This is a genomic window from Acinetobacter sp. NS-4, assembly GCF_037402435.1.
Lineage (GTDB): Bacteria > Pseudomonadota > Gammaproteobacteria > Pseudomonadales > Moraxellaceae > Acinetobacter.
In genome coordinates, this window is sequence record NZ_JBBEUE010000005.1 from 18,586 (window position 1) to 41,907 (window position 23,322).

The 23,322-nt window shown below is 44.0% G+C and carries 20 protein-coding genes; 14 read left to right on the top strand and 6 right to left on the bottom strand.

Going from position 1 to position 23,322, the window contains the following annotated elements; all coding sequences use genetic code 11:
• Positions 1 to 62 precede the first annotated feature (62 nt).
• The gene (locus tag WAE57_RS05395; protein WP_237786528.1) at positions 63 to 1,235 is read right to left on the bottom strand and encodes an iron-containing alcohol dehydrogenase; all 1,173 of its coding nucleotides are present in this window, start codon (positions 1,233 to 1,235) and stop codon (positions 63 to 65) included.
• A 355-nt stretch (positions 1,236 to 1,590) separates the two neighbouring features.
• Here WAE57_RS05395 and WAE57_RS05400 point away from each other — a divergent pair, with 355 nt between their 5' ends.
• Positions 1,591 to 1,866 (top strand): hypothetical protein, encoded by a 276-nt coding sequence (locus WAE57_RS05400; RefSeq protein WP_086175867.1) that lies wholly within the window; start codon positions 1,591 to 1,593, stop codon positions 1,864 to 1,866.
• Between the two features lie 425 nt (positions 1,867 to 2,291).
• Here the strand turns inward: WAE57_RS05400 and WAE57_RS05405 are convergent, their stop codons facing one another.
• The 3 genes from WAE57_RS05405 to WAE57_RS05415 form a co-directional block, all read right to left on the bottom strand.
• Entirely contained in the window at positions 2,292 to 4,367 is a 2,076-nt protein-coding gene (locus WAE57_RS05405) for a TonB-dependent receptor (RefSeq protein WP_337708936.1), read from the bottom strand.
• A gap of 183 nt (positions 4,368 to 4,550) precedes the next feature.
• On the bottom strand, positions 4,551 to 5,549 hold the full coding sequence (locus WAE57_RS05410) for an ABC transporter substrate-binding protein (protein WP_337708938.1): 999 nt from the start codon (positions 5,547 to 5,549) through the stop codon (positions 4,551 to 4,553).
• A 3-nt stretch (positions 5,550 to 5,552) separates the two neighbouring features.
• On the bottom strand, positions 5,553 to 6,140 hold the full coding sequence (locus WAE57_RS05415; protein ID WP_086174364.1) for an ANTAR domain-containing protein: 588 nt from the start codon (positions 6,138 to 6,140) through the stop codon (positions 5,553 to 5,555).
• A gap of 446 nt (positions 6,141 to 6,586) precedes the next feature.
• Here WAE57_RS05415 and WAE57_RS05420 point away from each other — a divergent pair, with 446 nt between their 5' ends.
• The 13 genes from WAE57_RS05420 (at position 6,587) to WAE57_RS05480 (ending at position 22,081) form a co-directional block, all read left to right on the top strand.
• Positions 6,587 to 7,927 carry an MFS transporter gene (locus WAE57_RS05420; RefSeq protein ID WP_237786523.1) on the top strand — a complete coding sequence of 447 codons (1,341 nt, stop codon included), beginning with the start codon at positions 6,587 to 6,589 and terminating at the stop codon, positions 7,925 to 7,927.
• Positions 7,928 to 7,958: 31 nt separating this feature from the next.
• Entirely contained in the window at positions 7,959 to 10,505 is a 2,547-nt protein-coding gene (gene nirB, locus WAE57_RS05425; RefSeq protein WP_337708944.1) for a nitrite reductase large subunit NirB, read from the top strand.
• 20 nt (positions 10,506 to 10,525) lie between these two features.
• On the top strand, positions 10,526 to 12,151 hold the full coding sequence (nirD, locus tag WAE57_RS05430; RefSeq protein ID WP_337708946.1) for a nitrite reductase small subunit NirD: 1,626 nt from the start codon (positions 10,526 to 10,528) through the stop codon (positions 12,149 to 12,151).
• A 206-nt stretch (positions 12,152 to 12,357) separates the two neighbouring features.
• Positions 12,358 to 15,138, top strand: coding sequence for a molybdopterin-dependent oxidoreductase (locus tag WAE57_RS05435; RefSeq protein WP_337708948.1), 2,781 nt, complete (start codon positions 12,358 to 12,360; stop codon positions 15,136 to 15,138).
• Positions 15,135 to 15,761, top strand: coding sequence for an NTP transferase domain-containing protein (locus WAE57_RS05440; protein WP_086174359.1), 627 nt, complete (start codon positions 15,135 to 15,137; stop codon positions 15,759 to 15,761). Before WAE57_RS05435 ends, WAE57_RS05440 begins: the two co-directional genes overlap by 4 nt.
• 133 nt (positions 15,762 to 15,894) lie before the next feature.
• A complete protein-coding gene (moaA, locus tag WAE57_RS05445) occupies positions 15,895 to 16,947 on the top strand; it encodes a GTP 3',8-cyclase MoaA (protein WP_337708952.1) in 1,053 nt (350 codons plus the stop codon).
• A gap of 1 nt (position 16,948) precedes the next feature.
• A complete protein-coding gene (locus tag WAE57_RS05450) occupies positions 16,949 to 17,200 on the top strand; it encodes a MoaD/ThiS family protein (protein ID WP_337708954.1) in 252 nt (83 codons plus the stop codon).
• Between the two features lies 1 nt (position 17,201).
• On the top strand, positions 17,202 to 17,720 hold the full coding sequence (locus tag WAE57_RS05455) for a molybdenum cofactor biosynthesis protein MoaE (RefSeq protein WP_337708956.1): 519 nt from the start codon (positions 17,202 to 17,204) through the stop codon (positions 17,718 to 17,720).
• 69 nt (positions 17,721 to 17,789) lie between these two features.
• Positions 17,790 to 18,713: a bifunctional molybdenum cofactor biosynthesis protein MoaC/MoaB gene (moaCB, locus tag WAE57_RS05460; protein ID WP_337708959.1), complete on the top strand. Its 924-nt coding sequence runs from the start codon at positions 17,790 to 17,792 to the stop codon at positions 18,711 to 18,713.
• Positions 18,710 to 19,951: a molybdopterin molybdotransferase MoeA gene (locus WAE57_RS05465; RefSeq protein ID WP_337708961.1), complete on the top strand. Its 1,242-nt coding sequence runs from the start codon at positions 18,710 to 18,712 to the stop codon at positions 19,949 to 19,951. The genes moaCB and WAE57_RS05465 overlap by 4 nt, the downstream gene beginning before the upstream one ends.
• Positions 19,952 to 19,965: 14 nt before the next feature.
• Complete coding sequence (gene modA / locus WAE57_RS05470) at positions 19,966 to 20,727, top strand: molybdate ABC transporter substrate-binding protein (RefSeq protein ID WP_337708964.1); 762 nt, start codon at positions 19,966 to 19,968, stop codon at positions 20,725 to 20,727.
• A 27-nt stretch (positions 20,728 to 20,754) separates the two neighbouring features.
• Positions 20,755 to 21,438 (top strand): molybdate ABC transporter permease subunit, encoded by a 684-nt coding sequence (modB, locus tag WAE57_RS05475; RefSeq protein WP_337708965.1) that lies wholly within the window; start codon positions 20,755 to 20,757, stop codon positions 21,436 to 21,438.
• A gap of 1 nt (position 21,439) precedes the next feature.
• Complete coding sequence (locus tag WAE57_RS05480; RefSeq protein WP_337708967.1) at positions 21,440 to 22,081, top strand: ATP-binding cassette domain-containing protein; 642 nt, start codon at positions 21,440 to 21,442, stop codon at positions 22,079 to 22,081.
• Positions 22,082 to 22,219: 138 nt separating this feature from the next.
• On the opposite strand, the gene WAE57_RS05485 is transcribed toward WAE57_RS05480, so the two are convergent.
• Together WAE57_RS05485 and WAE57_RS05490 are read right to left on the bottom strand one after the other, a co-directional pair.
• Entirely contained in the window at positions 22,220 to 22,606 is a 387-nt protein-coding gene (locus WAE57_RS05485) for a carboxymuconolactone decarboxylase family protein (protein ID WP_237786511.1), read from the bottom strand.
• 190 nt (positions 22,607 to 22,796) lie between these two features.
• Entirely contained in the window at positions 22,797 to 23,249 is a 453-nt protein-coding gene (locus WAE57_RS05490; protein WP_237786510.1) for a universal stress protein, read from the bottom strand.
• Between the last annotated feature and the right edge of the window lie 73 nt (positions 23,250 to 23,322).

Consider the following 23,322-nt stretch of genomic DNA (forward strand, 5'->3'; position numbering starts at 1 on the left):
GTGCAAACCTTGGTTGCTAAAAGTGTAAGTCAAAGATTGGAGAGAAGACTTACCTTGAGGACTTACAGCGCCGCTTTGAATATATCAACCACTTGAGCATGGCTGGCTTTACGTGGGTTGGTTAGCATGCATGCATCTTTCTGTGCATTTTCTGACATGATGGCTAAGTCGCTTTCTTTTACGCCCAATTCAGCTAAACCTGATGGAATGCCAATTGAGGCTGAAAGTTGACGAATCGCCTGGATCGCTTCATAAGCTGCTTCAGTTACGGTTAAGCCCTCTGTATTTACCCCCATTAACTGGGCGATTTTGGCATAACGGTCCGGGCAGGCAATCAGGTTAAACTCGCATACATGCGGAAGTAATACGGCATTACATACCCCGTGTGGCAAGTTGTAGAAACCGCCCAGCTGATGTGCCATCGCATGGACATAACCGAGTGATGCATTGTTAAAGGCCATGCCGGCAAGATATTGCGCATAGCTCATGGCATCACGCGCTTCCAGATTATTACCATTGGCAACGGCAGGGCTGAGCCACTCGCTAATCATGCTAATGGCTTTTTCTGCACAGGCATCGGTAATTGGATTGGCTGCAGTGGAAACATAGGCTTCAACCGCATGCGTCAAAGCATCCATCCCTGTTGCGGCAGTTAAGGCTGCAGGTTTGGCCAGCATTAATTTAGGATCATCAATGGCAATGAGTGGGGTACAACGCCAATCGACAATGGCCATTTTTACATGGGTTTCGGTATTGGTAATAATACAGAAGCGCGTCATTTCAGATGCAGTACCCGCTGTGGTGTTGATCGCAATCAGCGGTGTCATCGGTACGGTGCTTTTATCAATCCCTTCATAGTCACGGATATGACCACCGCCAGCGGTTACCAGGCCAATACCTTTGGCACAGTCATGCGATGAACCACCACCTAGGGACACAATAAAGTCACAGGCATGTTCGTTATAAGCTTGAACGCCATTATGAACATTAATATCGGTTGGGTTAGGCTCTGCACCCGGGAAAATGTGACTGTCTACACCAGCATCTTTCAAATAAGCTGCAATGCTATCTGCCACACCAAATTTGAACAGGCCTGCATCTGTCACAATTAAAGCTTTTTTTGCGCCTAAACTTTGTGCCTTTGCGCCAATTTCTTTGGCACAGCCTGGGCCGAAAAGTGAAACACAGGGAATATAAAAACCGTTGGTTTGATCTGCAATATTTTTAAAAGCCATGGTGCGATTCCTTCTACCATTCATTGTATTATCGGTGACCCTCACCGTGATTTGAGTATTCAATGAAGCGTAAAAAAATCCCACCTACCAAAAACCTACCATTTAAATTTTGATATTTTTTATGCCGAGATTGTAGAAAATTAAAATGCTGAAGGGCTTGGAATTAGCTTGAATGAGTGATACAACTTTTAATGTAAGAGATAATCTAAAAAATCATTTTTTAGGGATAAAAAAAAGGATTAACAGCAAATCTGCAAGGGCTATATTAGTATTTTGCTGATCGCAATGGATCATCTATTACTGAACACGCAATATTCTATTTGTATGATTGTTATATGAAATTTTAGGGGGGTGTATGGAAGCCGCACAAAAAAAAGATGTCACATTATTGCATGCCATACATAAAATTTTACTGCAGGAATGGGATCCCTTGGGGATTTGTTGTAATCCGTCCATGCGGGATGAATATGAGGATTATTTACCAAAAATTTTTAACATGCTGAATGAAAATGCAAGCGAGTCGGAAATTTTTGATTATTTATGGCGCATTGAACATAAGGTGATGGAACAAAAGGGCAATAAACAGCATACCTTAAGAATAGCGAGTTTGCTGAAAGCCTTGCTTGTTTAACATTTACCTTGAATGGGGCGATGGGTAGTTTATTCAAAGATTTATTTTTATCAGATCTCTTTCATAAATCAAAAAATGTTCAATATTAGATTTTTTTAAATCAGCACGGCCTCATTTGATTGATTTAATTTTTTTACCTTTTCGTAGGCAATCTCTCTACTTTTGAAAGGTCAAAAGTAGACAAAAACCTTTTGTTTCCCATACACGACTTCCTTGTCGTGATGGGAAACGTGTGGCATCCATGCCACACTCATGAATCCAATACCTACTAAAAATCTATTTTCAATTTTGGCTTTACGAACAATTTTTAGTTTCTAAAATAATTTGTGAAAGCAGTCTATTGACTCAATCAGAAACAAGCCTAGATACAACAAATAAAGTGTTATAAAAAAACCGGTGTCTGGCACCGGTTTTTACCTTTTAGTTTAGAATTTCTTTTCTACACTGATAAGTACACTTGGAATAGCGTGATTTACCCGTGATTCATACAGGCTGCCATCCGACTGTTTGGTTAAACGCTCTTTATAATCTGTACTTAAAACATTGCGTGCACTGAGTGTGGTTGCCCAGTCATCATTAAAGCGTTTGGTCACACTGATATCCATGTTAACCCGTTCATTGCTGGTACGGTCATAAGGCTGGTTATCCAAGGCACGGGTAAATTCAGGAACATAGTTCAGATTCACACTGCTGGAAAGACGCCAAGGCTGATAGTTATAAGACAAACCGGCACTTGCTGTATAAGGCGCAACATCACTGGCTAAACGTTGTTGATGATTGGCATCTTCAATTTTTGCACGTACGGTAGATAGTTGACCATTCAACATCAATGAATGTCCATTTTCAGTTTGCTTTAAGGCATAACGACCGGAAACCTCAACACCGTAAGTGGTGGCATTGTCCTGGTTAATCGGTCTTTCAACAAAACGACCGTTTTCCTGACGAATCACTTTCTCAATATAATCCTCAATTTCGCGTTGGTACGCCGTGATATTGATGCCGCCTGCCAGGGTGTTATAACCCAAGGTAGACTCAAAGGCGGTAATTTTTTCCGGACGTAAATTTGGATTGCCGCCACGGTCAGGGTTATTCAGGCTGCCGGCATCACTGTCGGTAGAAACAGAAACCGTGGGTAACAGCTGGTCTGTTTTTGGATTGCGGAACGCCTGGCTGATATTGGTTTGTAATGACCAATGATCGTCAAAATCAAAGCGATGAGCCCAAACGGGGCTAAAGTGCTGGTCACTATAATCTACCAGTCCTGAACGATGAATCCATTCCTGACGCGCACCCAAGGTTAGGGTTTGCCGGTCGCTAAACTTCCAGCTACCTTCGGTATAGAGTGCATAACGCTGTTCATCCAGTGTATCTGTAATATTGCTCTCAAGTTCACTCGAGCGAATATCACTACCAAATTTCAGTTGCTTGGTTTCACCAAACTTACGCACACCATCATAAGCCACACCATATTCATTCACGGTTTCATCGGTATAGCTGCTGAATAGCGGTGACTGGGTCGATTCAGTTTCATTTTGCTGTTCTACAGAAAGACGAATCTTGTCGGAATTGCCCTTGTCCTTGCGTTCATAACGGGTATTTAAACGGATACTGTCGTTCTTGTCATTTTGAGTCTGATCGCCACGGATACCGTCACTTTCATTATTACGATAGAACACTTCGGCAACCAGTTTTTGCTGGTCATCCAGCTGATACTCTACACGCGGTGCCAGCATTTGCGACTTGCGTTCAGTAATGCGCTTTTGTTCGCGGGTTTCGCTGCTGGTTTGGATCTGGGTGATCGAGGTGGTGTCATTCCACATCTGGTTGGCAGACATGCTGTATAACCAGGCATTATCACGACCATCGGCCTGAACACTGATATTTTTACGTTGTTCTTCTTGTTGATCCGATTTTGCCAAGCCATATCCCGCACGGACGGTTCCACTGATGCGGGCATGATCCAGCGGTTCTTTTAGAATAATATTGATGACTGCGGAAGATGCCACGGAGGCCTGAGCGACACTTGGCTGTTTGGTAATTTCAATCCATTCGATCATGTCTGGCGTGATGCTGTCAACAACCGACATGCCACCGCGTGGGCCACCTTGAACCGGTTCACCATTGATTAAAAATACCGGGGCACCACCGCCACGAAAACGCATAGCTGAAGCACCGCCACCTCCACGTGGACCTTGTCCCGGTGTGGGCATCTGAAAACCGGCGGCACGGCGTAAGGCATCATTCACGGATTGATCACCAAATTGCAGCATTTCTTCACGCGTGACAATGGTTTTCGCTACAGCACTGATATCGGCATCTTTGCTCTGGGTGGGCGTTGCTTGAAATTTTAGGGTTGCCAGTGTTTGTACCGGGTCTGTTTGAACAACCGTGCTGTTTGTTGTGGCATCGCTAATCGTGTCAGCCGCCCAGCTTGGGGAGATAAAACTAAACAGTGCACAACTCAGGGTGCTCCATTGCCAACGCGGTTGTATGCGTTTCATTATTGAATGTTCCCTATGTAATTTTGCGTAAGATAACGTAAAAATATGGAGAAAATTTGTGGGAAACTGCAGAAATGAAAATAAACCATAAAACTGGATTACAGCGATAAAATAATCAAAATGAATGGCTTAACCCCAGCATTGTGATTATTTTTTGTGGCCGGGGGCAATGCGGATGCTGCCTTATTTCGTCAAAGATAAAATACAGTTTTGGCTGATGTTTTCAATCATCGTATCATTCAAGTGAATTGGGTTGTCCCATTTCAGCATTTGCTGAGTCAGCCATTTAAAATCTTCTACCTTTGGCACAGATGTCTCATCGACAAAATTGCGGATAATATTTTGAATGGAATGGAATTTTTGTACATGAATGCTGTCGGAACATTGGAACTGAACAATATTAAAGTCAACTAGCATTTTCCAGACTTCGGTATAGTCCTCCAGCGTCTGCAATTCTTGCTGTGCTTTTTCAATCGCAGCCACTAAAGCACGGTGAGTATGAGGATGCTGTGCTGCCCAGTCGGCCGTGACAGCCAGTACCTTGTCTGCAATCTTGGGAATAATATCCTGACTGCTGGCCACAATCTGACTGATGCCCAACAGTTCTCCTTGAGTGTTCCAGGGTTCCCCGACACAGAAACCATCTATCACATGATTGCTTAAGGCTTCCACCATATACGGAGGCGGAAGGGTGGTGAGTTTGATTTTTTCTGCGACCTCAGCATTGGCAAGGGCTAACCATTCTCTTAAACAATAATGATGAATGGACTGCTTAAACACATGCGCCAGTTGAATTGATTGTTGTGTTTGTATGGCGGAGACAATTTTTTCTGCCGATTGTTGGGCATTATCTTGCGCTGAAATGTGCAGGTCGAAACATAATTTCTGGCTCAAACTGATAAAGGCGCGGTTATGACTGAGCACCAATGCCGTTTGTAAGGGAATGCCCAACTGGTCTTCACCTAGTGCTGCGGCAGGAAGCATGGCAGACAGGCAATGGGCGGCATCCAGAAAGCCGAAGGCCAGCCGGTCTCTGAGACTTGCCCATGAGGCTTCCTTGACTAAGGTAACCTCCAGACCAAGCTCTGCAAAAAAGCCACGCTGTTTGGCCCAAAGGATAGCCACACAGTCAAGCAAAGGAATGTAGCCAATCTGGATTTGGGTTTTTTCTAAATCTGTCATGGGCTAATCCTTGAATTGGTTTTGTAACAGTTGTTGGGCATCCAATAAACGCCGTGCCATTTCTCCAATGGTCATGCGATGGCTCATGGCATTTTTTCTGAGTAATTGAAATGCCTGATCTTCAGTGAGGGAATGCAATTGCATCATCAGTACTTTGGCTTGATCTACCACTTTACGGTCAGCCAGTTTATTTTTGGTCTCTTCCAGATCATCCAGTAATTTTTTATGTTTTTTATACTGGGCAATCGAAATTTCCAGAATGTTTTGTAGTTTGGCCGGATCAATCCCGTCCACGATATACGCCGTGACCCCGGCATCAATGGCACTTTTAATAGTGTCTTTATGACTGTTTTTAGTAAACAGCACGGTGGGTAAATCGAACTGGCTGACACAACTTTCAATAATGTCGCGATGGGGATGATCCATGTCCAGCAAAATCACATCTGCGTGTAACTGTTCTAAACGGAACAGGCTTAAATGGTCGATGGTCAGGCAGGCAACCACCTCGAAATGATGTTCGATCAGGGAAGCTTTTATATAGTTGGCACGTTCTTGATCGTCATCAATCAGTGCAATTTTTAGTTTTGGCATATTGAGCTAAATACCATCTAAGCAGAGCCAGAAAAATTTATATCTAATCGAAAGCAATTTAAATGCCAAAATTAATAAAACTCTATTTTTTTATAAGAATCAGACATAAAACTTGAATCGAACAGCGTATTGCACTGTCTTGATGCAAAAATGCGCTACGAGGAAGCACAAGTGCAGTTGCTGTGAATACTCATTTTGTTGTTCAGTAGAGCAGATGAAGCAACTGGTTTGTGCAAAAAAAAGTAAAACTTAAATAAAAATGTTAAAAAATAATAATTTAAAGATATTTTATTATTATTGGCACAGTCATTGCTTAATCTCTACTGAGTCAAAGACGACTCTAAAAATTTGTAAGACGGCCAACGATGTCCGTTCTGATCGAATCTGCTATGCAGCTATCCGCATAACAGATAACCCAATACGTTCAGTTCAGGAAGGAGAAGGTTATGTCTTCAAATTTATATGAAAAAAAGGCAACAAAAATAAGTCTTTTTAGTTTTAACAGCGCGGCGATGAGAGCCTTCCACATGAGTTGGCTCGCCTTTTTTGTCTGCTTCTTTGCCTGGTTTGCCTGTGCACCTCTAATGCCGGTCATTGCAGGTGAATTTCATCTTACTAAAGATCAAATCGCCAATATCAATATTGCCGCCGTGGCTATTACCATTATTGTCCGGCTGATTGTCGGGCCTTTATGCGACAAATACGGTCCACGCAAAACCTATACCGCATTATTAATTATCGGCAGTATTCCTGTATTTGGTGTGGCATCTGCCAACAGCTATGAATCTTTCTTATTTTTCCGCTTATTGATTGGTGCGATTGGTGCCAGCTTCGTGATCACCCAATATCACACCAGTATCATGTTCGCTCCAAATGTGGTGGGTACGGCCAATGCTGCATCAGCAGGTTGGGGTAATGCGGGTGGTGGTGCAACACAAGCGCTTATGCCGTTAATGCTTGCTGCCTTGGTGATGTTTGGTGTTGAACAAGCGATGGGCTGGAGAATTGCCCTGATTGTTCCAGGTGTGATGATGCTGATTGTCGGTGCGCTTTACTGGAAATTCACTCAAGACTGTCCACAAGGTAACTTTAAGGAACTTCGTGCGCAAGGCATTCAAGTCGGTAGCGATAAAAAAGGCGGTATGGCAATTCTGATGCATGCTGCGCGCAACTACCGTGTCTGGATTCTGTTTGGTGCCTATGCTGCGTGTTTCGGTATCGAAATCTTCATTCATAACATCGTGGCAATGTACTACGTCGAACATTTCAGCTTTGGCCTGAAAGAAGCAGGGCTGGCTGCCGGGATCTTTGGTTTGTTGGCGCTGTTTGCCCGTGCTTTAGGTGGAATTGTTTCTGACAAAGTGGCAACCAAAAAAGGTCTGGATGGTCGTACCAAAGTGCTGTTTACCATGATCTTGATGGAAGGTTTGTTCCTGATCGTGTTCTCACAAATGAACAGCGCAATGCTGGCGATTTTAACCATGACCGTGTTTGCCTTATTTACCCATATGGCTTGTGGTGCAACCTATGCACTGGTGCCATTTATTGACCGTGATGCTTTGGGTGGCGTAGCAGGCATTATTGGTGCAGGCGGTAACGTAGGTGCAGTTGCAGCTGGTTTCTTGTTGAAAGGCATGCTGGATATTCAAACCTGCCTGATGTTTTTGGGGGGATTTGTAGTCCTTGCAGCAAGTTTTGTTCTGATGATTCGCTTCTCGGTTGAACATAAAGAGAAGGAACAAAAATTGTATGAACAAGCAGTGCTTGAACGAAACAACATGGCTTAAATCAATAGATTAAAAGAATAGGAGAAGCAATATGAAACTGGTAATGATTGGCCATGGCATGGTAGGACACAAATTTATTGAATCCGTGCTTGAACATGCAGGTGATGAAGTTGAAATTACCATCTTGGCAGAAGAACCACGTTTAGCCTATGACCGTGTTCATTTAACCGAATATTTCACCGGTAAATCAGCCAAGGACCTCACACTTTGCCGTGCAGATTTTGCTGATGCTTATGGGATTGATCTGCGTTTAAGTACTAAGGTAACTGCCATTGATAGCTTAAATAAAACAGTCACGACCAATCATGGTGATGTCATTAGTTATGACAAACTGGTGCTGGCAACCGGTTCATATGCTTTTGTTCCTCCTATTCCGGGTAATGAGCGTGAAAACTGTTTTGTTTATCGCACCATTGAAGATCTGGATGCCATTCGTGCAGCCAGTTTAAATGCCAAGACAGGTGTGGTAATTGGCGGTGGCCTGTTAGGTCTTGAAGCTGCTAAAGCACTGCATGATCTGGACTTGGAAACGCATGTGGTGGAATTTGCACCCCGTTTAATGGCAGTTCAAATTGATGATTTGGGCGGTAAGGTTTTACGCGCAAAGATCGAAAATTTAGGCGTAAAAGTTCATACTCAAAAAGCCACACAATGTATTGAAGCGGGTAGCAATACCACGCATGTGATGAAATTTGGCGATGGTTCTGAACTTGAAACCGATATTGTCTTATTCTCTGCGGGTATTCGCCCACGTGATGAATTAGCGCGTCAAAGTGGACTCGCGATTGGTGAACGTGGCGGAATTGTGATTAATGATTATTGCCAAACTTCAGATTCGAACATTTACGCGATTGGTGAATGTGCGCTTTGGCAAAATAAAATCTACGGTTTGGTGGCTCCGGGCTATGACATGGCACGTATTGCAGCAAAACATGTCATGAATCAAGCCTGCAATTCATTTGCTGGCGCCGATATGAGCACCAAGCTGAAACTGATGGGGGTTGATGTGGCCTCGGTGGGTGATGCCCATGCCATGACCCCAAATGCGCTCAGCTATTTCTATGCCGATGAAGATGCCATGATCTATAAAAAGATTGTGGTGAATGCGGAAAAAACCAGATTACTTGGTGCCGTTCTGGTGGGCTGTGCCAAAGAATATAACGACCTGCTGCAAATGATGCTGAATGGATTGGAAATTCCAGAAAATCCTGAAAGCCTGATTATGCCGGGCTATGCACAATCAAGCGCCAAAGCTGGTGGCAGCGGTGTCGATTTACTGCCTGACAGTGCAACCATCTGTTCATGTAATAACGTGTCTAAGGCCGATATTTGCAGTGCAATTGCAGAGGGTTCAACTTCACTCGGTGCACTGAAAAAATGCACCCAAGCGGCAACAGCCTGTGGTGGCTGTGCGCCACTGGTCACGCAAGTGTTGAAGTCTGAATTGCAACGCCAAGGCGTGACGGTCAATAACCATCTGTGTGAACACTTTGCCTATTCACGCCAAGAGCTGTATCACCTGGTTCGTGTTAATGAAATTAAGACTTTTGATGATCTGATCGGGCAGCATGGTCATGGCTTGGGCTGTGATATCTGTAAACCAACGGTGGCAAATATCCTAGCATCTTGCTGGAATGACTTTGTATTAAAGCCAAGCCATGCCGGTTTGCAAGACAGTAACGACTATTATCTCGGTAATATTCAAAAAGATGGTTCTTACTCAGTCGTACCGAGAATGGCAGGTGGTGAGGTCACTCCTGAGGGCTTGATTGCCATTGGTCAAATTGCCAAAGAATACGGTTTATATACCAAACTCACCGGTGGACAACGGGTCGACATGTTTGGTGCGCAAGTGCATCAACTGCCTGAAATCTGGGAAAAACTGATCAATGCAGGATTTGAGTCGGGTCATGCTTATGGTAAATCTTTACGTACTGTGAAATCCTGTGTCGGCAGTACCTGGTGCCGTTATGGTGTGGATGACTCAGTCGGTTTGGCCATTTTTCTGGAAAACCGCTACAAGGGCCTACGTTCACCACATAAACTGAAAATGGCGGTGTCTGGCTGTACCCGTGAATGTGCTGAAGCACAAAGTAAAGATGTGGGGGTAATTGCCACTGAAAAGGGCTGGAACTTATATGTTTGCGGGAATGGCGGCATGAAACCACGCCATGCAGAACTACTGGCATCGGATCTGGATACCCAAACCTTAATCAGATATATCGATCGTTTCTTTATGTTCTATATCCAGACCGCAGACCGTTTGCAACGTACTTCGGTATGGCGTGACAACCTGGAAGGTGGTCTGGATTATTTAAAAGATGTAGTCGTGAATGACTCGCTTGGTTTGGCAGCTGAACTGGAACACCGTATGAACCATGTGGTCGGCACCTATCAAGATGAATGGCGTACTGCGGTGGAAGATATGGGAGTCCGTAAACGCTTCGTCACCTTTATCAACGCAAAAGTTGAACAACAAAATGATCCACACATTCAATTCGCTGAGGTTCGCGGTCAAATCCGCCCAAAAACCGAGGCTGAACGTGATGTGACACGTATTCCTGTTGTTGAAGCTTAAAAGAATGAAGGAGAAAGAATATGACAATTTTAAAAGAAATGAATGATTTAGATTGGATTGAGATTTGTAGCCTCGATGACATTACCCCGAATACCGGTGTGGGGGCTTTAATTGAAAACCAGCAAATTGCCATTTTCCGTGTCGGTAATGAAAAACGGGTCTATGCCTTAAGTAACCAGGATCCTTTCAGTCAGGCTTTTGTGATGTCGCGTGGCATTATTGGCGATTTGCAAGGTGAACGTGTGGTGGTATCTCCCATCTACAAGCAGCATTTCAGTCTGGCCACCGGACGCTGTCTGGAAGACAAAGACCAGAAACTGCTGGTATTTCCAAGCAAGATTGAAAATGGCAAGGTCTGGGTCAGCCCGACACCGCAAAAAACTTACATTACCAATAACGGCACTTCTCAGGAAAAAATGAAACTGGTGTTGGTGGGCAATGGTCTGGCAGGTATGCGCTGTCTGGAAGATTTGCTGGATATGGCGCCTGAACGTTATGAAGTGACCGTGATTGGTGAAGAACCGTGGGGCAACTATAACCGCATAATGCTTTCACCCGTATTGTCGGGTGATAAAAGCATTGATGACATTATGCTGCATCCGCATGCATGGTATAGCGACAAAAACATTCGCTTTATTGCTGGTGATGCCGCGGTAAAAATTGATCGCCCACGTAAGCAGGTCTATACCGAAAAAGGCGTGGTGGTGGATTATGACCGTTTGATCCTGGCGACAGGTTCCAAACCCTTTGTTCCGCCAATTCCCGGTTCGGACTTAAAAGGTGTGATCAGTTTCCGTGATATCTATGATGTCAACAGCATGCTGGAGTACTGCAAAACCAAGAAAAATGCAGTGGTGATTGGTGGCGGTCTGTTGGGGCTTGAAGCGGCTTATGGGCTCAAACAACGCGGCATGAAGGTGACAGTTTTGCATCTGATGGATCGCATCATGGAACGTCAACTGGATAGTCGTGCCAGCAGCTTATTAAGACAAAGTATTGAAGCCAAGGGTATTAATATCATGACTCAAGCCAATACCGAACAACTGATTGGCGAAGAGGGTCATGTTACTCAAATCAGGCTGAAAGATGGCACTGTATTAGACGCTGATCTGGTGGTTTTTGCCGTGGGGATTCGTCCGAATATGGCATTGGCGCAAAGTGCCGGCTTACGTTGTAATCGTGGCGTAATCGTCAATGACACTATGCAAACCTTTGACCCAAGTATTTATGCGGTGGGGGAATGTATTGAGCACCGTAATCAAACCTTCGGTCTGGTTGAACCACTTTGGGGCCAAGCCTTTATTTGTGCCTCACATCTGGCCGAACACGGCAGCCTGACCTTCAAGGCACCAACGGTTCCAACCCAGCTCAAGGTCAGCGGCTGTGATGTATTTTCAGCGGGTCGAATTGATTTAGAAAATGGTGAACCCCAGGACGATTACGAAGACATTATTTTGAATGATGAAAAACGTCAGATTTATAAACGCATTATTATTCAAAAAGATAAAGTCATTGGTGCAGTGCTGTTTGGTGATACTGAAGATGGTGCCTGGTATGCAGAGCTGATTTCTGACCAAACGCCAATCAGTAATATTCGTAATAAATTGCTCTTTGGTAAAGATTTTGCATTAAAGAAAGCAGGTTAGTTCATTCAGTAGAGAAAGCTTTATTGTGGATGTATCTCAGCGGTAAATAAAGCGTATGAATAGGTAGAAATCTCCCCTAACCCCCTCTTTGAAAAAGAGGGGAATAGCCTGACAAAAAGCTGATCAAATCAAGAAAAGCTCCCTCCTTTATTAAAGGAGGGTTGGGGAGGATTAAAGATGCTTAGGTAAGGAGCTAAGGAGCGATCATGAAGAGTATTCCCATTATGGAACTGCATAGCTCCACAGAAATAAATACCAAAATCACCAATACCACCTGTCCCTATTGTGGGGTAGGTTGTGGTGTCACTGCGACTGTGCAGGACACTGCTTTAGGGCAAAAAGTGTCGGTTGCAGGGGATGTCAATCATCCATCCAACTACGGCAAGCTGTGCATTAAAGGTAGCAATCTGGCCGATACCATTGGCCTCGAAGCACGCGTTCTCCATCCTATGCTTGGTCGCAAGAAAAAGCGTGAAAAGACCGACTGGAATACTGCAACGGATTTAATTGCCAATAAGTTTCAGCAATGTATTGATCAATATGGTCGTGACAGTATTGGCTTTTATGTGTCGGGGCAATTGCTGACTGAAGATTATTATGTGGTGAACAAGTTCGTCAAAGGTTACCTCGGTACAGCCAATATCGATACCAATTCACGACTCTGTATGTCATCTGCGGTTGCTGCACACAAACGTGCTTTCGGTGAAGATATTGTTCCGGCGAGCTATGAAGATTTTGAACATACCGACATGGTGGTGTTGGTCGGTTCCAATACGGCATGGTGTCATCCGGTGTTATATCAACGCGTCATGAAAGCCAAAGAGCAACGTGATCTGTTTGTGGTGGTGATTGACCCGCGTTTTACCAGTACCTGTGAAGCAGCAGATTTACATTTACCGATTTTACCGGGGCAAGATGTCGCTCTATTTAACGGCTTATTACAGTATCTGGCGCAAAATGGCCATGCAGACCCAGATTTTATTGATCAATATACGCAAGGCTTAGAACAAGCTTTAACATACAGTCAAACTGAATCGTCCATTGAAGATGTCGCTGTACGTACTGGTATTTCACTGGAAAAACTGCAAGTTTTTTATCAGAAATTTGCCCAAACTGAAAAAGTGATGACCCTGTTTTCCATGGGAGTGAATCAGTCTTCACAAGGGGTGAATAAAGCCAATAGCATAACCAACTGCCATTTATTGATGGGGAAAATTGGCAAACTGGGTGCTGCACCATTTTCCATGACTGGTCAGCCGAATGCTATGGGCGGTCGTGAAGTCGGTGGTTTAGCCAATATGCTGGCGGCACATTTAGAACTGGAAAACGAAAGCCATCAGCAACTGGTGCAAAACTTCTGGCAAAGCCCTTATATTGCCAAGCAGGCTGGCTTTAAGGCCGTTGATTTATTCCATGCGGTAGAAAGTGGCAAAATCAAAGCCATCTGGATTATGGCCACCAATCCTGTGGTGAGCTTACCCGATGCCGATCAGGTGAAACGTGCCTTAGATAAATGTGAATTTGTGGTGGTGTCGGATATTTGCCAAGACACCGACACTACACAATATGCCGACGTGCTGTTACCGGCTTTAGGGTGGGGTGAAAAAGATGGTACCGTCACCAATTCTGAACGCCGTATTTCCAGACAGCGTGCATTTTTAGAAGAGCCAGAACAGGCTAAAGCCGACTGGTGGGCGATCAGTCAGGTGGCAAAATGCATGAGCTTTGATGGTTTTGATTTTAACAATAGCCATGACATTTTTCTGGAACATGTCCGTTTATCGGCACATCAAAATGCAGACTTAAGCCACCGCGATATAACGCCACATTTCCGATATTTTAATTTAAACGGCTTAACGGATTTAACATTTAATCAATATGATGACCTAAAACCGGTGCAGTGGCCGGTCTGGACTAAACATCAAAAAGAAGACGCTGTCGCTCGGTTGTATTCCAAAGGTCAGTTTAGTCATGCGGATGGCAAAGCCAAATTTATTGCCATTAGCGCAGTTAATCCCGTCAATCAGGTGTGTAGCGAATTTCCTTTGATGCTGAATACTGGGCGGATTCGTGACCAGTGGCACACCATGAGCCGTACCGGTTTATCTGCCAATTTAAGTAGCCACCGTGCAGAACCGTATTGTGAAATTCATCCGCATGATGCCCTAAAATATGGGGTCAAAGATGGTGAACTGGTAGAAGTCAAATCGAAATGGGGCAACTGTGTTTTACGTGCGGCGGTCAGTGATGATATTCGTCGCGGACAGGTCTTTGCACCGATTCACTGGAATGATCAGGTCGCATCGGATGCGCGGATTGGCAAGGTCGTTAATCCGGTGGTGGATGCCATTTCCGGTGAACCTGAATTTAAACATACCCCGGTCATCATCCAGCCATTTTATAGCCAATGGCAGGGCGTATTTTATGTGCGTCAGGGCTTTGAAAAGGTCGTGCAATCTTCCATTCAAAACACCGTGTGGTGGACCAAAATCACTACCGCCAAAGCCGTGCGTTATGAACTGGCAGACCGTAAAAAATTTATCCAGACCACTGAACAGTTAAAAGAGCTGTTACCGTTTCAGGATGAAAGTTTTGAATGGCTGAACATTGAAGATCAAACCGCCCATATCAGTCATAGTATGGTGTTGAAGGATGGGCACTTGATTGCCAGCCTGTATATTGCACCGAAAGCTTTATTGCCGGACCGCGACTGGGTCGCAAGCCTGTTTAAGCGTGAACGTTTAAGTGCCATGCACCGTAAAGCCTTACTGGCAGGACAGCCAATGTCGATGGCCAACAATGAAGGTCCACTGGTCTGTAGCTGTTTTAAAGTCGGTAAAAACCGAATTATTGATACCATCAAAACCAAAAATATCACTGATGAAAAACAGGTTACTGCATGCCTAAAAGCGGGCGGTAACTGCGGTTCATGTTTGCCTGAAATTCGTGGCCTGATTAAAGCCTGTCAAATGGAGGCGGTAGAATGAGAAAAACATTAAAAAATGCTGTTTATCCGAGTACCGATCTGGTGATTTTAGCCGGGGGGCAGGCACGGCGCATGAATGGCATCAATAAGCTGTTGCAGAAATTTGATGACCAGATTCAACTGATCAAAATCCATCAACAGTTAAAATCCGATGTAGCGCACGTCTGGATTAACAGCCACCGGGATGATTCGATTTACCAGAAAATTATTCCCAGCATTCATTGCTATCAGGATGATGAAAGCGGCTTTTTAGGTCCACTGATGGGCATGAAAAGCGCCTGGGCACATGTACAGGCCGACTATGTACTATTTGTCCCCTGCGATGTGACCTATATCCCTTCACGAGTTCTACTCAAGTTGCATCAGGTTTTGGCGAAAAACAGTCTGGCAGAGGTGGCCTATGTAGAAATTAATGGTACGGCCCTGTATCCATTTTGTCTGCTTAAACGCAGTAGTCTACCTACCTTTATCAATCATCTCGAACAAAAACAGCGCAGTCTAAAACACTGTTTTGCCGACTTGCACGCCCAAGTAGCAAGTTTTAAAAATCGTGCCCTATTTTTTCACAGCATTAATTCACTGGATGAGCTACAGCAGCATCAACAACTTAAATTTCTGCATTAAAACAGAATCTTTTGCCTTTGGCACAAAGTTGGAACACTTATTGCAATTCTAACAATAACAAGATTGGGCACTTTAAATCTTGCGCACAACATCTGTGCAATGACAACAAGATGCCTGAAGATGGATGTTCAACATGAATATGATGACAGAACTTGAAACCGATGCGCGATTTGTCGATCAGTTTGGTCGCAGCAAGCGTAAATTGCGAATTTCAGTCACCGATCGCTGTAATTTTAAGTGTGTCTATTGCATGCCGGAACATCCTGAATGGATGAAAAAACACGACTTGCTCAGTTTTGAAGAGCTTTATCATTTTTGTGCTTTTATGGTGCATCGTGGCATAGAAGCGATTCGCATTACCGGGGGAGAGCCTTTAATGCGTCAAGGGGTGGTGCATTTTGTGGCACAACTGCAAAACCTGAAACCCTTGGGACTGAAACGCATCTCTATGACCAGCAATGGTCATTATCTCAAACAATATGCACAGGCTTTAAAACAGGCTGGACTGGATGATTTGAACATCAGTCTGGACAGTTTGGATGCTGATCAATTTAAACAGCTGACCCAAAAAGATTTAAGCCCCGTACTTGACGGAATTCGTGCAGCACAACAGGCTGGTTTGCCGATCAAAATCAATAGCGTATTGATGAACGGCATCAATGACAATCAGATTTTGCCGTTGGCACGCTGGTCAGTTGAGCAAAATATCCAGCTACGTTTTATTGAATTTATGCCGCTAGATGGTGAGCGTAAATGGTCGACTGCACATGTGGTCAGTGAACAGCAAATTTTAAATCATCTCGGTACTGAATTTACTTTAACCCAAAGGACAAATGATTCAGTGCAATCAGCTTCGGAACCAGCACGACAGTATTTTATTGATGGTCATCCGCTTGGAATCATATCCACCATCACTAACTCATTTTGTGGCAGCTGTGATCGGCTGCGTTTAACTGCACAAGGCGAGTTTTATAACTGCCTGTTTGCACCGCAAGGTTTGCAGCTAAAAACTGAAATTAAAGCACTGGCTGCATCTATACCTTTGATTGAACTAAGCTTACATCACACTTTATCAAATTATATCTGGAATAAAGAACAAGGCTTTCATGCCATAGAGCAACGTTTAAAAAATCAAAGTATGGATAAAAGCAGCCGCAAAATTAGTATGCACATGCTTGGAGGTTAAAATGCCACAGATCAAAATTCAAATTGAAGCCTTCGGTGCGGTAGAACGACAATTACCCGCAAATCTGGAAATGATGTGCAGCTCATACAGCACGGTTGCTCAGGTATTGGCTCAAGTAGCGCAAGATTATCCGGCAGCTTTTACCATGATTGAACGCTGTGCCTGCGCCATCGGTGAGGACATCATTCCCAGACAAACCCGGCTTGATGCAGACAGTACGCTGGTGCTGTTGTCGCCAGTGGCAGGAGGTTGAAATGACATTATTGAAAACATTTTCCAGAATTCAGGATACCGCCTTAACCCTAGACAGCTTTGATCAGATTCAGCAATTTCCTGAATGTGGCGGGATTGGAGTGTTTATTGGAACCGTGCGTAATCATCATGAAGGTAAAGCGGTTAAAGCGCTGAAATATACCGCTTATGCCCCTGTCGCGGAAAAAATGATCCGTCAGATTGAGCAGGAGATTCAAGCCAAATACTCGGTGTCTTATGTGCGAGTAATTCATCGTATTGGCGCTTTGGATATTGGTGAAAAAGCCATTATTGCCATTGCCTATGCTGCACATCGCCGGGAAGCTTTTGCCGCATGTGAAGAAGCCGTTGAACGGGTAAAACATGAAGTTCCGGTATGGAAAGAGGAATTTTATCTGGATGGCAGCAGTCAATATGTAGAAGGTTGCTGTATCCGTAAAGATACAGCGGAACAGGGGCATGCACATCATCATGCAGATAAACAATATGCACACGCTGATCATGCACATTGTCATCATTAAAAGCAGACTAATCTACTGATTGAATCAGGGTAGATGTCAGTCAACAGCAATATTTAAAGGAAATATGCAATGAAAAATGTCGGGATGAAAGCAGAGAGTTATCGTACTGCAGTAGCCACTGGGATTCTGCATGCCCCACCACATTGCATTGAGTTGTTACGTAATGGCAATACCGAAAAAGGCGATGCACTGAAAACCGCACGGATTGCGGGAATTTTAGCGGCCAAACGTACCGATGAACTGATTCCGCTATGTCATCCATTACCGATTTACCGTGCCGATGTGGAATATGAACTGTTTGATGCGCATGTCGAAATTATTGCTACCGTAGAAACCATTGGTCCAACGGGTGTGGAAATGGAGGCTTTAACCGCAGTCAGCCTGGCTGGGTTAACGCTGTATGACATGCTGAAACCTCATTGTGAACCGGAAGACCTATGTCTGGATCAGGTTAAGTTACAAAAGAAAAAAGGTGGCAAATCCCATTTTACCCGTGCTTTAAAAGAAGCTTTGCCTGCGTCTATCATTGTGCTGTCGGATACCGTGGCCGCAGGCAAAAAACCGGATACGGCAGGGAAAAATGTATTGGAAATTTTACAGGAAGCCAATTTTGGCCAGATTGCATACCAAGTGATTCCGGATAGCCCTGAACAGTTACTGGCACTGATCGAACAGCAAAAAAATGACTATCCGCTGATTTTAACTGTGGGTGGTACAGGGCTGGGGCCGAAAGATTTAACCGTGGAAACCATCCAGCCCTTATTAAAACGGGAGATTCCCGGGCTGATGGAAGCCTCACGCAGTTTTGGGCAAAAACGTACGCCTTATGCTGCCTTAAGTCGCGGTGTGGCCGGATATATCGAGAACAGTCTGGTGATGACCTTGCCGGGAAGTCGCCAAGGTGCCAAAGAATCCTTAATTGCAGTGCTGCCTGCATTGGTGCATTTATTTGATGTGCAAAAAAATATTCCACATCAAGGTGGCTATCAATGAATAGCCTAATGTCTGGGTGCGGAGCAGAGCCTGGTCTGATTACGGTAGATCAGGCCTTGAATTTAATTTTGCAGAAGCCCCAGAGCCTCGCCACGGAAAGTCTTGGCGTAAATCGAGCGCTAAACCGTTATTTAGCGCAAGATGTGTATGCTGCCATCAATCTGCCCTTATTTTCGCAAAGTGCCGTAGATGGCTATGCGCTGTGTGCCCAATCTGCAATTGAGCCGCGTAGCGAATTTAAACTGATCGGTGAAATTCGGGCCGGACAACAGGATGAGCTGCAACTCCAAGCCGGGCAGGCGGTGCGGATTTTTACCGGTGCCAAAATTCCGTTTGGAACCACCACGGTGGCGCGCCAGGAAATTGTCAAGCTCATCGATTCAGGCAAAATTGAAATAACGGAAAACTTAAAAGCCAATGCCGACATTCGTGATGTGGGTGAAGAAATTTCTATCGGGCAACTGCTGGCCAACAGGGGGCAGTTACTTTCTGTAGGTGCCATTGCATCCCTAAGTATGGCCGGCATTCAAAGTGTTGAAGTTTTTAAATATCCTAAAGTTGCGGTGGTGATTACTGGAGATGAGGTTGCAGAAAGTGTAGCTGACTTTACAGCAGGAAAAATTTTTGATGCCAATGGGCCTTTGATTGAAGCATGGTTTCAAAATGCAGGACAACAGGTCGAAATATTCCATGTGGCAGATACGGAAGATGCGGTTCAGGCACTCATTCAGGAATTATCGGCAAGTCATGACCTGATTTTAACCACCGGCGGAGTATCGGTTGGAGATTATGATTTTATTCGACCGGTAGCACTGGATTTAGGCTTTGAACAGCTGTTCTGGAAAGTGAAACAGAAACCGGGCAAGCCGATGTTCTTTGCAGAATTAACCCGAGATGACTGCACACGTTGCTATTTATTGGGACTACCGGGCAATCCCGCAGCAGTCTATGTAGGCATGCAAATTTATACGGCAACTTTATTAAGTGCCTTACAGGGACAAAAGCAGCAGCCAAACTGGTTTAGTGCAGTACTCACCCATGATTTAAAAATGGACAGCAGAGAACGTTTTTTAAGAATGTCCGCCAGTTTTGATCAGTCAGTTTTAAAAGTGAAAAGTCTGTCCAAACAGCAGTCGCATATGCTGAGCAATTTAATGCAGGCCAATTGTCTGGTACGGATTCCCGCAGGGAAAAGTTTGGCTGAAGGGGATATCGTTCAAGGCTTATTTATTCACTAATGAGGAAAATGCACATGAAAAATTTTCTGTTTTTATCAGTTTGTTTTGCATCTATATTTTTTGCAACCCATGCTGGAACAGTGAAACTTTATGCTGCGGCCAGTCTGAGCGATGCCATGACCGATATTGCCCATATTTACCAGGCCAAACATCCTCAAACTAAAATCGTACCTGTATTTGGTGCATCCTCAGCTTTGGCCAAACAGGTGCAGGCTGGGGCGAGCAGTGATGTATTTTTCTCGGCCGATCAGGACTGGATGAATTATTTGATCAAAAAGCAGATCATTCATCAAAACAGAGCCAAGTCCGTATTGTTTAACCAACTGGTGGCCATCAGTCCAAAAAATTTAAACATTGCATTTAAGCCACAGCCCAATTTTAAGTTTGCCCAAGCATTTAAAGGGCATCTTTGTACAGGACAAATGGAATCTGTGCCTGCGGGTAAATATGCCAAACAGAGCCTGATTCAGCTGAACTGGCTGGATCATTTAAAGGGTCGGATTGTCGGAACGGATGATGTCCGTTCAGCCTTGGCTTTTGTTGAGCGAGGTGAATGTGAGGTGGGGATCGTCTATAAAACCGATGCCTTGATCAGCCAGAAAGTAAAAATCATCGGTACTTTTCCGGCAAACTCACATAGCCGGATTGCGTATCCACTGGCTTTAACCAAGCAGGGCGAAAAAAATAAAGAGGCAGCGCAGTTTGAACAGTTTGTGGAAAAAAGTGCTCAAGCCAAAGTAGTATTTAAAAAATATGGTTTTAGCCTGAAATCTTAGGCAGATCACGGGGGAAATGGCTGAAAGATGTTAAGTCCGGAAGAACTGAGTGCACTTTATTTATCAGCCAAAGTGGCAAGTTTTGCGACCTTGTTTTGCTTGCCTTTTGCTATCGGATTGGCGTGGATATTGGCACGGCATGAATTTCGGCTTAAGTTTCTGGTTGAAGCATTTTTACAGTTACCGATGGTACTCCCTCCTGTGGTGCTGGGCTATTTACTGCTGGTGCTATTTGGCAATCAGGGCATCATTGGAAAATATCTGCACACACTGGGCATACAGCTGGCCTTTAACTGGAAAGGCGCGGTTTTGGCATCGATGATTGTGGCATTTCCCCTGATGGTGCAACCGATTCGGCTTTCATTTCAGCTGATGAACCAGCAACTGGAACAGATTGCCGGTTCACTGGGAGCGGCGCCGTGGAGAGTATTTTTCAGTATTAATTTGCCGCTGGCTATTCCCGGTATCCTGATTGGCAGCATTTTATGTTTTAGCCGCAGCCTGGGAGAATTTGGTGCCACCATTACTTTTGTGGGCAATATTCCGGATGAAACCCGCACCATTCCCATCGCGATTTATTCCTTGCTGCAACAATCCAATGGTGAAGATATGGCAATGCGCTTGGTGGCTTTATCACTCATTTTGGCTTTTAGCGCTTTGATTGCCAATTACTTTATTCTGCAAAAATATCAACGCAAATTGGGAGTCTGAAATGTTGAAATGTAATTTTCAATATCAACAAGATAATTGCCTGTTGAATATTGAACTGGAGATGCAGCAGTCACTTTTAGGCATTGTTGGTGCTTCGGGTTGTGGCAAGAGCACTTTGTTAAAAAATATTGTGGGATTATTAAAGCCTACTCAGGGTTATATCCAGTTTAATCAGCATATTCTGGTCGATACCCGGCAGAATATTCAGGTGCCGATGCATCAACGTAAAATCGCTTTAATTTTTCAACAGGCTTTGCTATTTCCGCATCTGAATGTAAAACAGAATTTGTGCTATGCAGAAAAAATGCTGGCTGCATCGGAACGAAAATTCCAGTTTGATGAAATTGTCGAGTTGCTTGATCTGAAGGCCTTGATTCAACGTAAAGCCCATCAACTTTCGGGTGGGGAAGCACAGCGGGTTTCAATTGGTCGGGCACTGTTATCTTCACCAAATCTATTGCTGCTGGATGAGCCGCTTACCGGACTAGATAGCCAGTTAAAACAGCAGATTTTACCTTTTTTAAAACGGATGAAAGATGAGCTAGACGTGCCGATGATCTATGTCACCCATCATAAAGAAGAACTGGAATATTTACAGGCTGAAACTTTGCAGCTCAGTCAAGGGAAATTGCAGCCTCAATAAAACGTTCAGATGGATGTGTCTAAATGACTCAGGCTATTAAAAATGAAATAGCCTAAGTTTAGAATAGTCTAACCAGACTGAATCATAAAATACTTAAGCTATTTCTATAAAAATCAAGCAAAAAAAACTAAAACACGCCTATTCAGGTTTTTGATATTCATTAATGACTTCGAGTGCAGCACGGAAAGCTTCCTGGGTAGCGGGTGCGCCACAGTATGGCAAGCTGTGTAATAATACTTCCTGAATTTCTTCTACAGTTGCACCGTTATTGAGTGCACCACGGACATGCCCTTTAAGTTCGGTTGGGCTTTTTTGGGCAGTTAAAAAAGCAATGGTGATTAGTGAACGATATTTACGCGGGAGAACACCTTCACGTTGCCAGGTTGAACCCCAGGCATGTTCGTTAATCCAGTCTTGTAACGGTTGAGTAAAGGCCACAGTATTGTCCTGTGCACGTTTTACAAAAGTCTCGCCCATAACTTCAGTACGAACTTTTAATCCATTTTCATAATCTTGTTGTGACATGTTTTACTCTTTGCATATCTATAAAAAAGATGTGCGCAAAGTTTATGCTTCAAGCATGATGATGTGTATTGGTTTATGGTCGTAATAGTATTGTCATTTTGGTGATATTACTCTGGCTTTTATTTTTATAAATGTTAAATCACTATAAATAAATTAACCCACATGATGTGGGTTAATTCAGGATTAAAAACTATGAATGGGTGTGTTTGACCACAAGTACAGGAACATGACTTGCCGTCAGAATGTCTTGTGCGATACTGCCAATAAAAGTCTTTTTCAAACCTGTACGCCCATGCGAGCCGACTACAATTAAATCAGCATTTAATTCATCGGCAAGTTCAGCAATGCCTTCACTCGGTGATTGTTTGGCTAAAAGTTTAGTTTCTGCTGTAATGCCTGCTTCAGAAAATCTGACAGCTAGCTCAGCCAATATATTTTTAGCATGGGCTTGGGCCTCCATAAAATAATCTGTGACTCCAGGTACATTTTTATAAAAACTGACACTGGTTAAAGGATCGATAACCACAATACTGACTATAGTCACTTTACTTCCCATGGCTTTAGCCAACATCATTGCTTGGTCAGCTGCAGCGAGAGAGATAGGGGAATCATCCACAGAAACTAAGATGTGCTGGTAACCCATGATGCTATCCTCTTGTTTCAAGATTCATTATCTGTTCAAAGATTAACATAGCTGGAATGAGGGGAGGGAAAAG

Bases quoted from the DNA above. Each gene is read 5' to 3' on its own strand.
- WAE57_RS05480 (WP_337708967.1), top strand. From the start codon at position 21,440: ATGTTGAAATGTAATTTTCAATATCAACAAGATAATTGCCTGTTGAAT.
- WAE57_RS05410 (WP_337708938.1), bottom strand. From the start codon at position 5,549: ATGACAGATTTAGAAAAAACCCAAATCCAGATTGGCTACATTCCTTTG.
- WAE57_RS05440 (WP_086174359.1), top strand. From the start codon at position 15,135: ATGAGAAAAACATTAAAAAATGCTGTTTATCCGAGTACCGATCTGGTG.
- WAE57_RS05395 (WP_237786528.1), bottom strand. From the start codon at position 1,235: ATGGCTTTTAAAAATATTGCAGATCAAACCAACGGTTTTTATATTCCC.
- moaA (WP_337708952.1), top strand. From the start codon at position 15,895: ATGAATATGATGACAGAACTTGAAACCGATGCGCGATTTGTCGATCAG.
- WAE57_RS05415 (WP_086174364.1), bottom strand. From the start codon at position 6,140: ATGCCAAAACTAAAAATTGCACTGATTGATGACGATCAAGAACGTGCC.
- modB (WP_337708965.1), top strand. From the start codon at position 20,755: ATGTTAAGTCCGGAAGAACTGAGTGCACTTTATTTATCAGCCAAAGTG.
- moaCB (WP_337708959.1), top strand. From the start codon at position 17,790: ATGAAAAATGTCGGGATGAAAGCAGAGAGTTATCGTACTGCAGTAGCC.
- WAE57_RS05485 (WP_237786511.1), bottom strand. From the start codon at position 22,606: ATGTCACAACAAGATTATGAAAATGGATTAAAAGTTCGTACTGAAGTT.
- WAE57_RS05490 (WP_237786510.1), bottom strand. From the start codon at position 23,249: ATGGGTTACCAGCACATCTTAGTTTCTGTGGATGATTCCCCTATCTCT.
- WAE57_RS05450 (WP_337708954.1), top strand. From the start codon at position 16,949: ATGCCACAGATCAAAATTCAAATTGAAGCCTTCGGTGCGGTAGAACGA.
- modA (WP_337708964.1), top strand. From the start codon at position 19,966: ATGAAAAATTTTCTGTTTTTATCAGTTTGTTTTGCATCTATATTTTTT.
- WAE57_RS05420 (WP_237786523.1), top strand. From the start codon at position 6,587: ATGTCTTCAAATTTATATGAAAAAAAGGCAACAAAAATAAGTCTTTTT.
- WAE57_RS05435 (WP_337708948.1), top strand. From the start codon at position 12,358: ATGAAGAGTATTCCCATTATGGAACTGCATAGCTCCACAGAAATAAAT.
- WAE57_RS05455 (WP_337708956.1), top strand. From the start codon at position 17,202: ATGACATTATTGAAAACATTTTCCAGAATTCAGGATACCGCCTTAACC.
- WAE57_RS05405 (WP_337708936.1), bottom strand. From the start codon at position 4,367: ATGAAACGCATACAACCGCGTTGGCAATGGAGCACCCTGAGTTGTGCA.
- WAE57_RS05400 (WP_086175867.1), top strand. From the start codon at position 1,591: ATGGAAGCCGCACAAAAAAAAGATGTCACATTATTGCATGCCATACAT.
- nirB (WP_337708944.1), top strand. From the start codon at position 7,959: ATGAAACTGGTAATGATTGGCCATGGCATGGTAGGACACAAATTTATT.
- nirD (WP_337708946.1), top strand. From the start codon at position 10,526: ATGACAATTTTAAAAGAAATGAATGATTTAGATTGGATTGAGATTTGT.
- WAE57_RS05465 (WP_337708961.1), top strand. From the start codon at position 18,710: ATGAATAGCCTAATGTCTGGGTGCGGAGCAGAGCCTGGTCTGATTACG.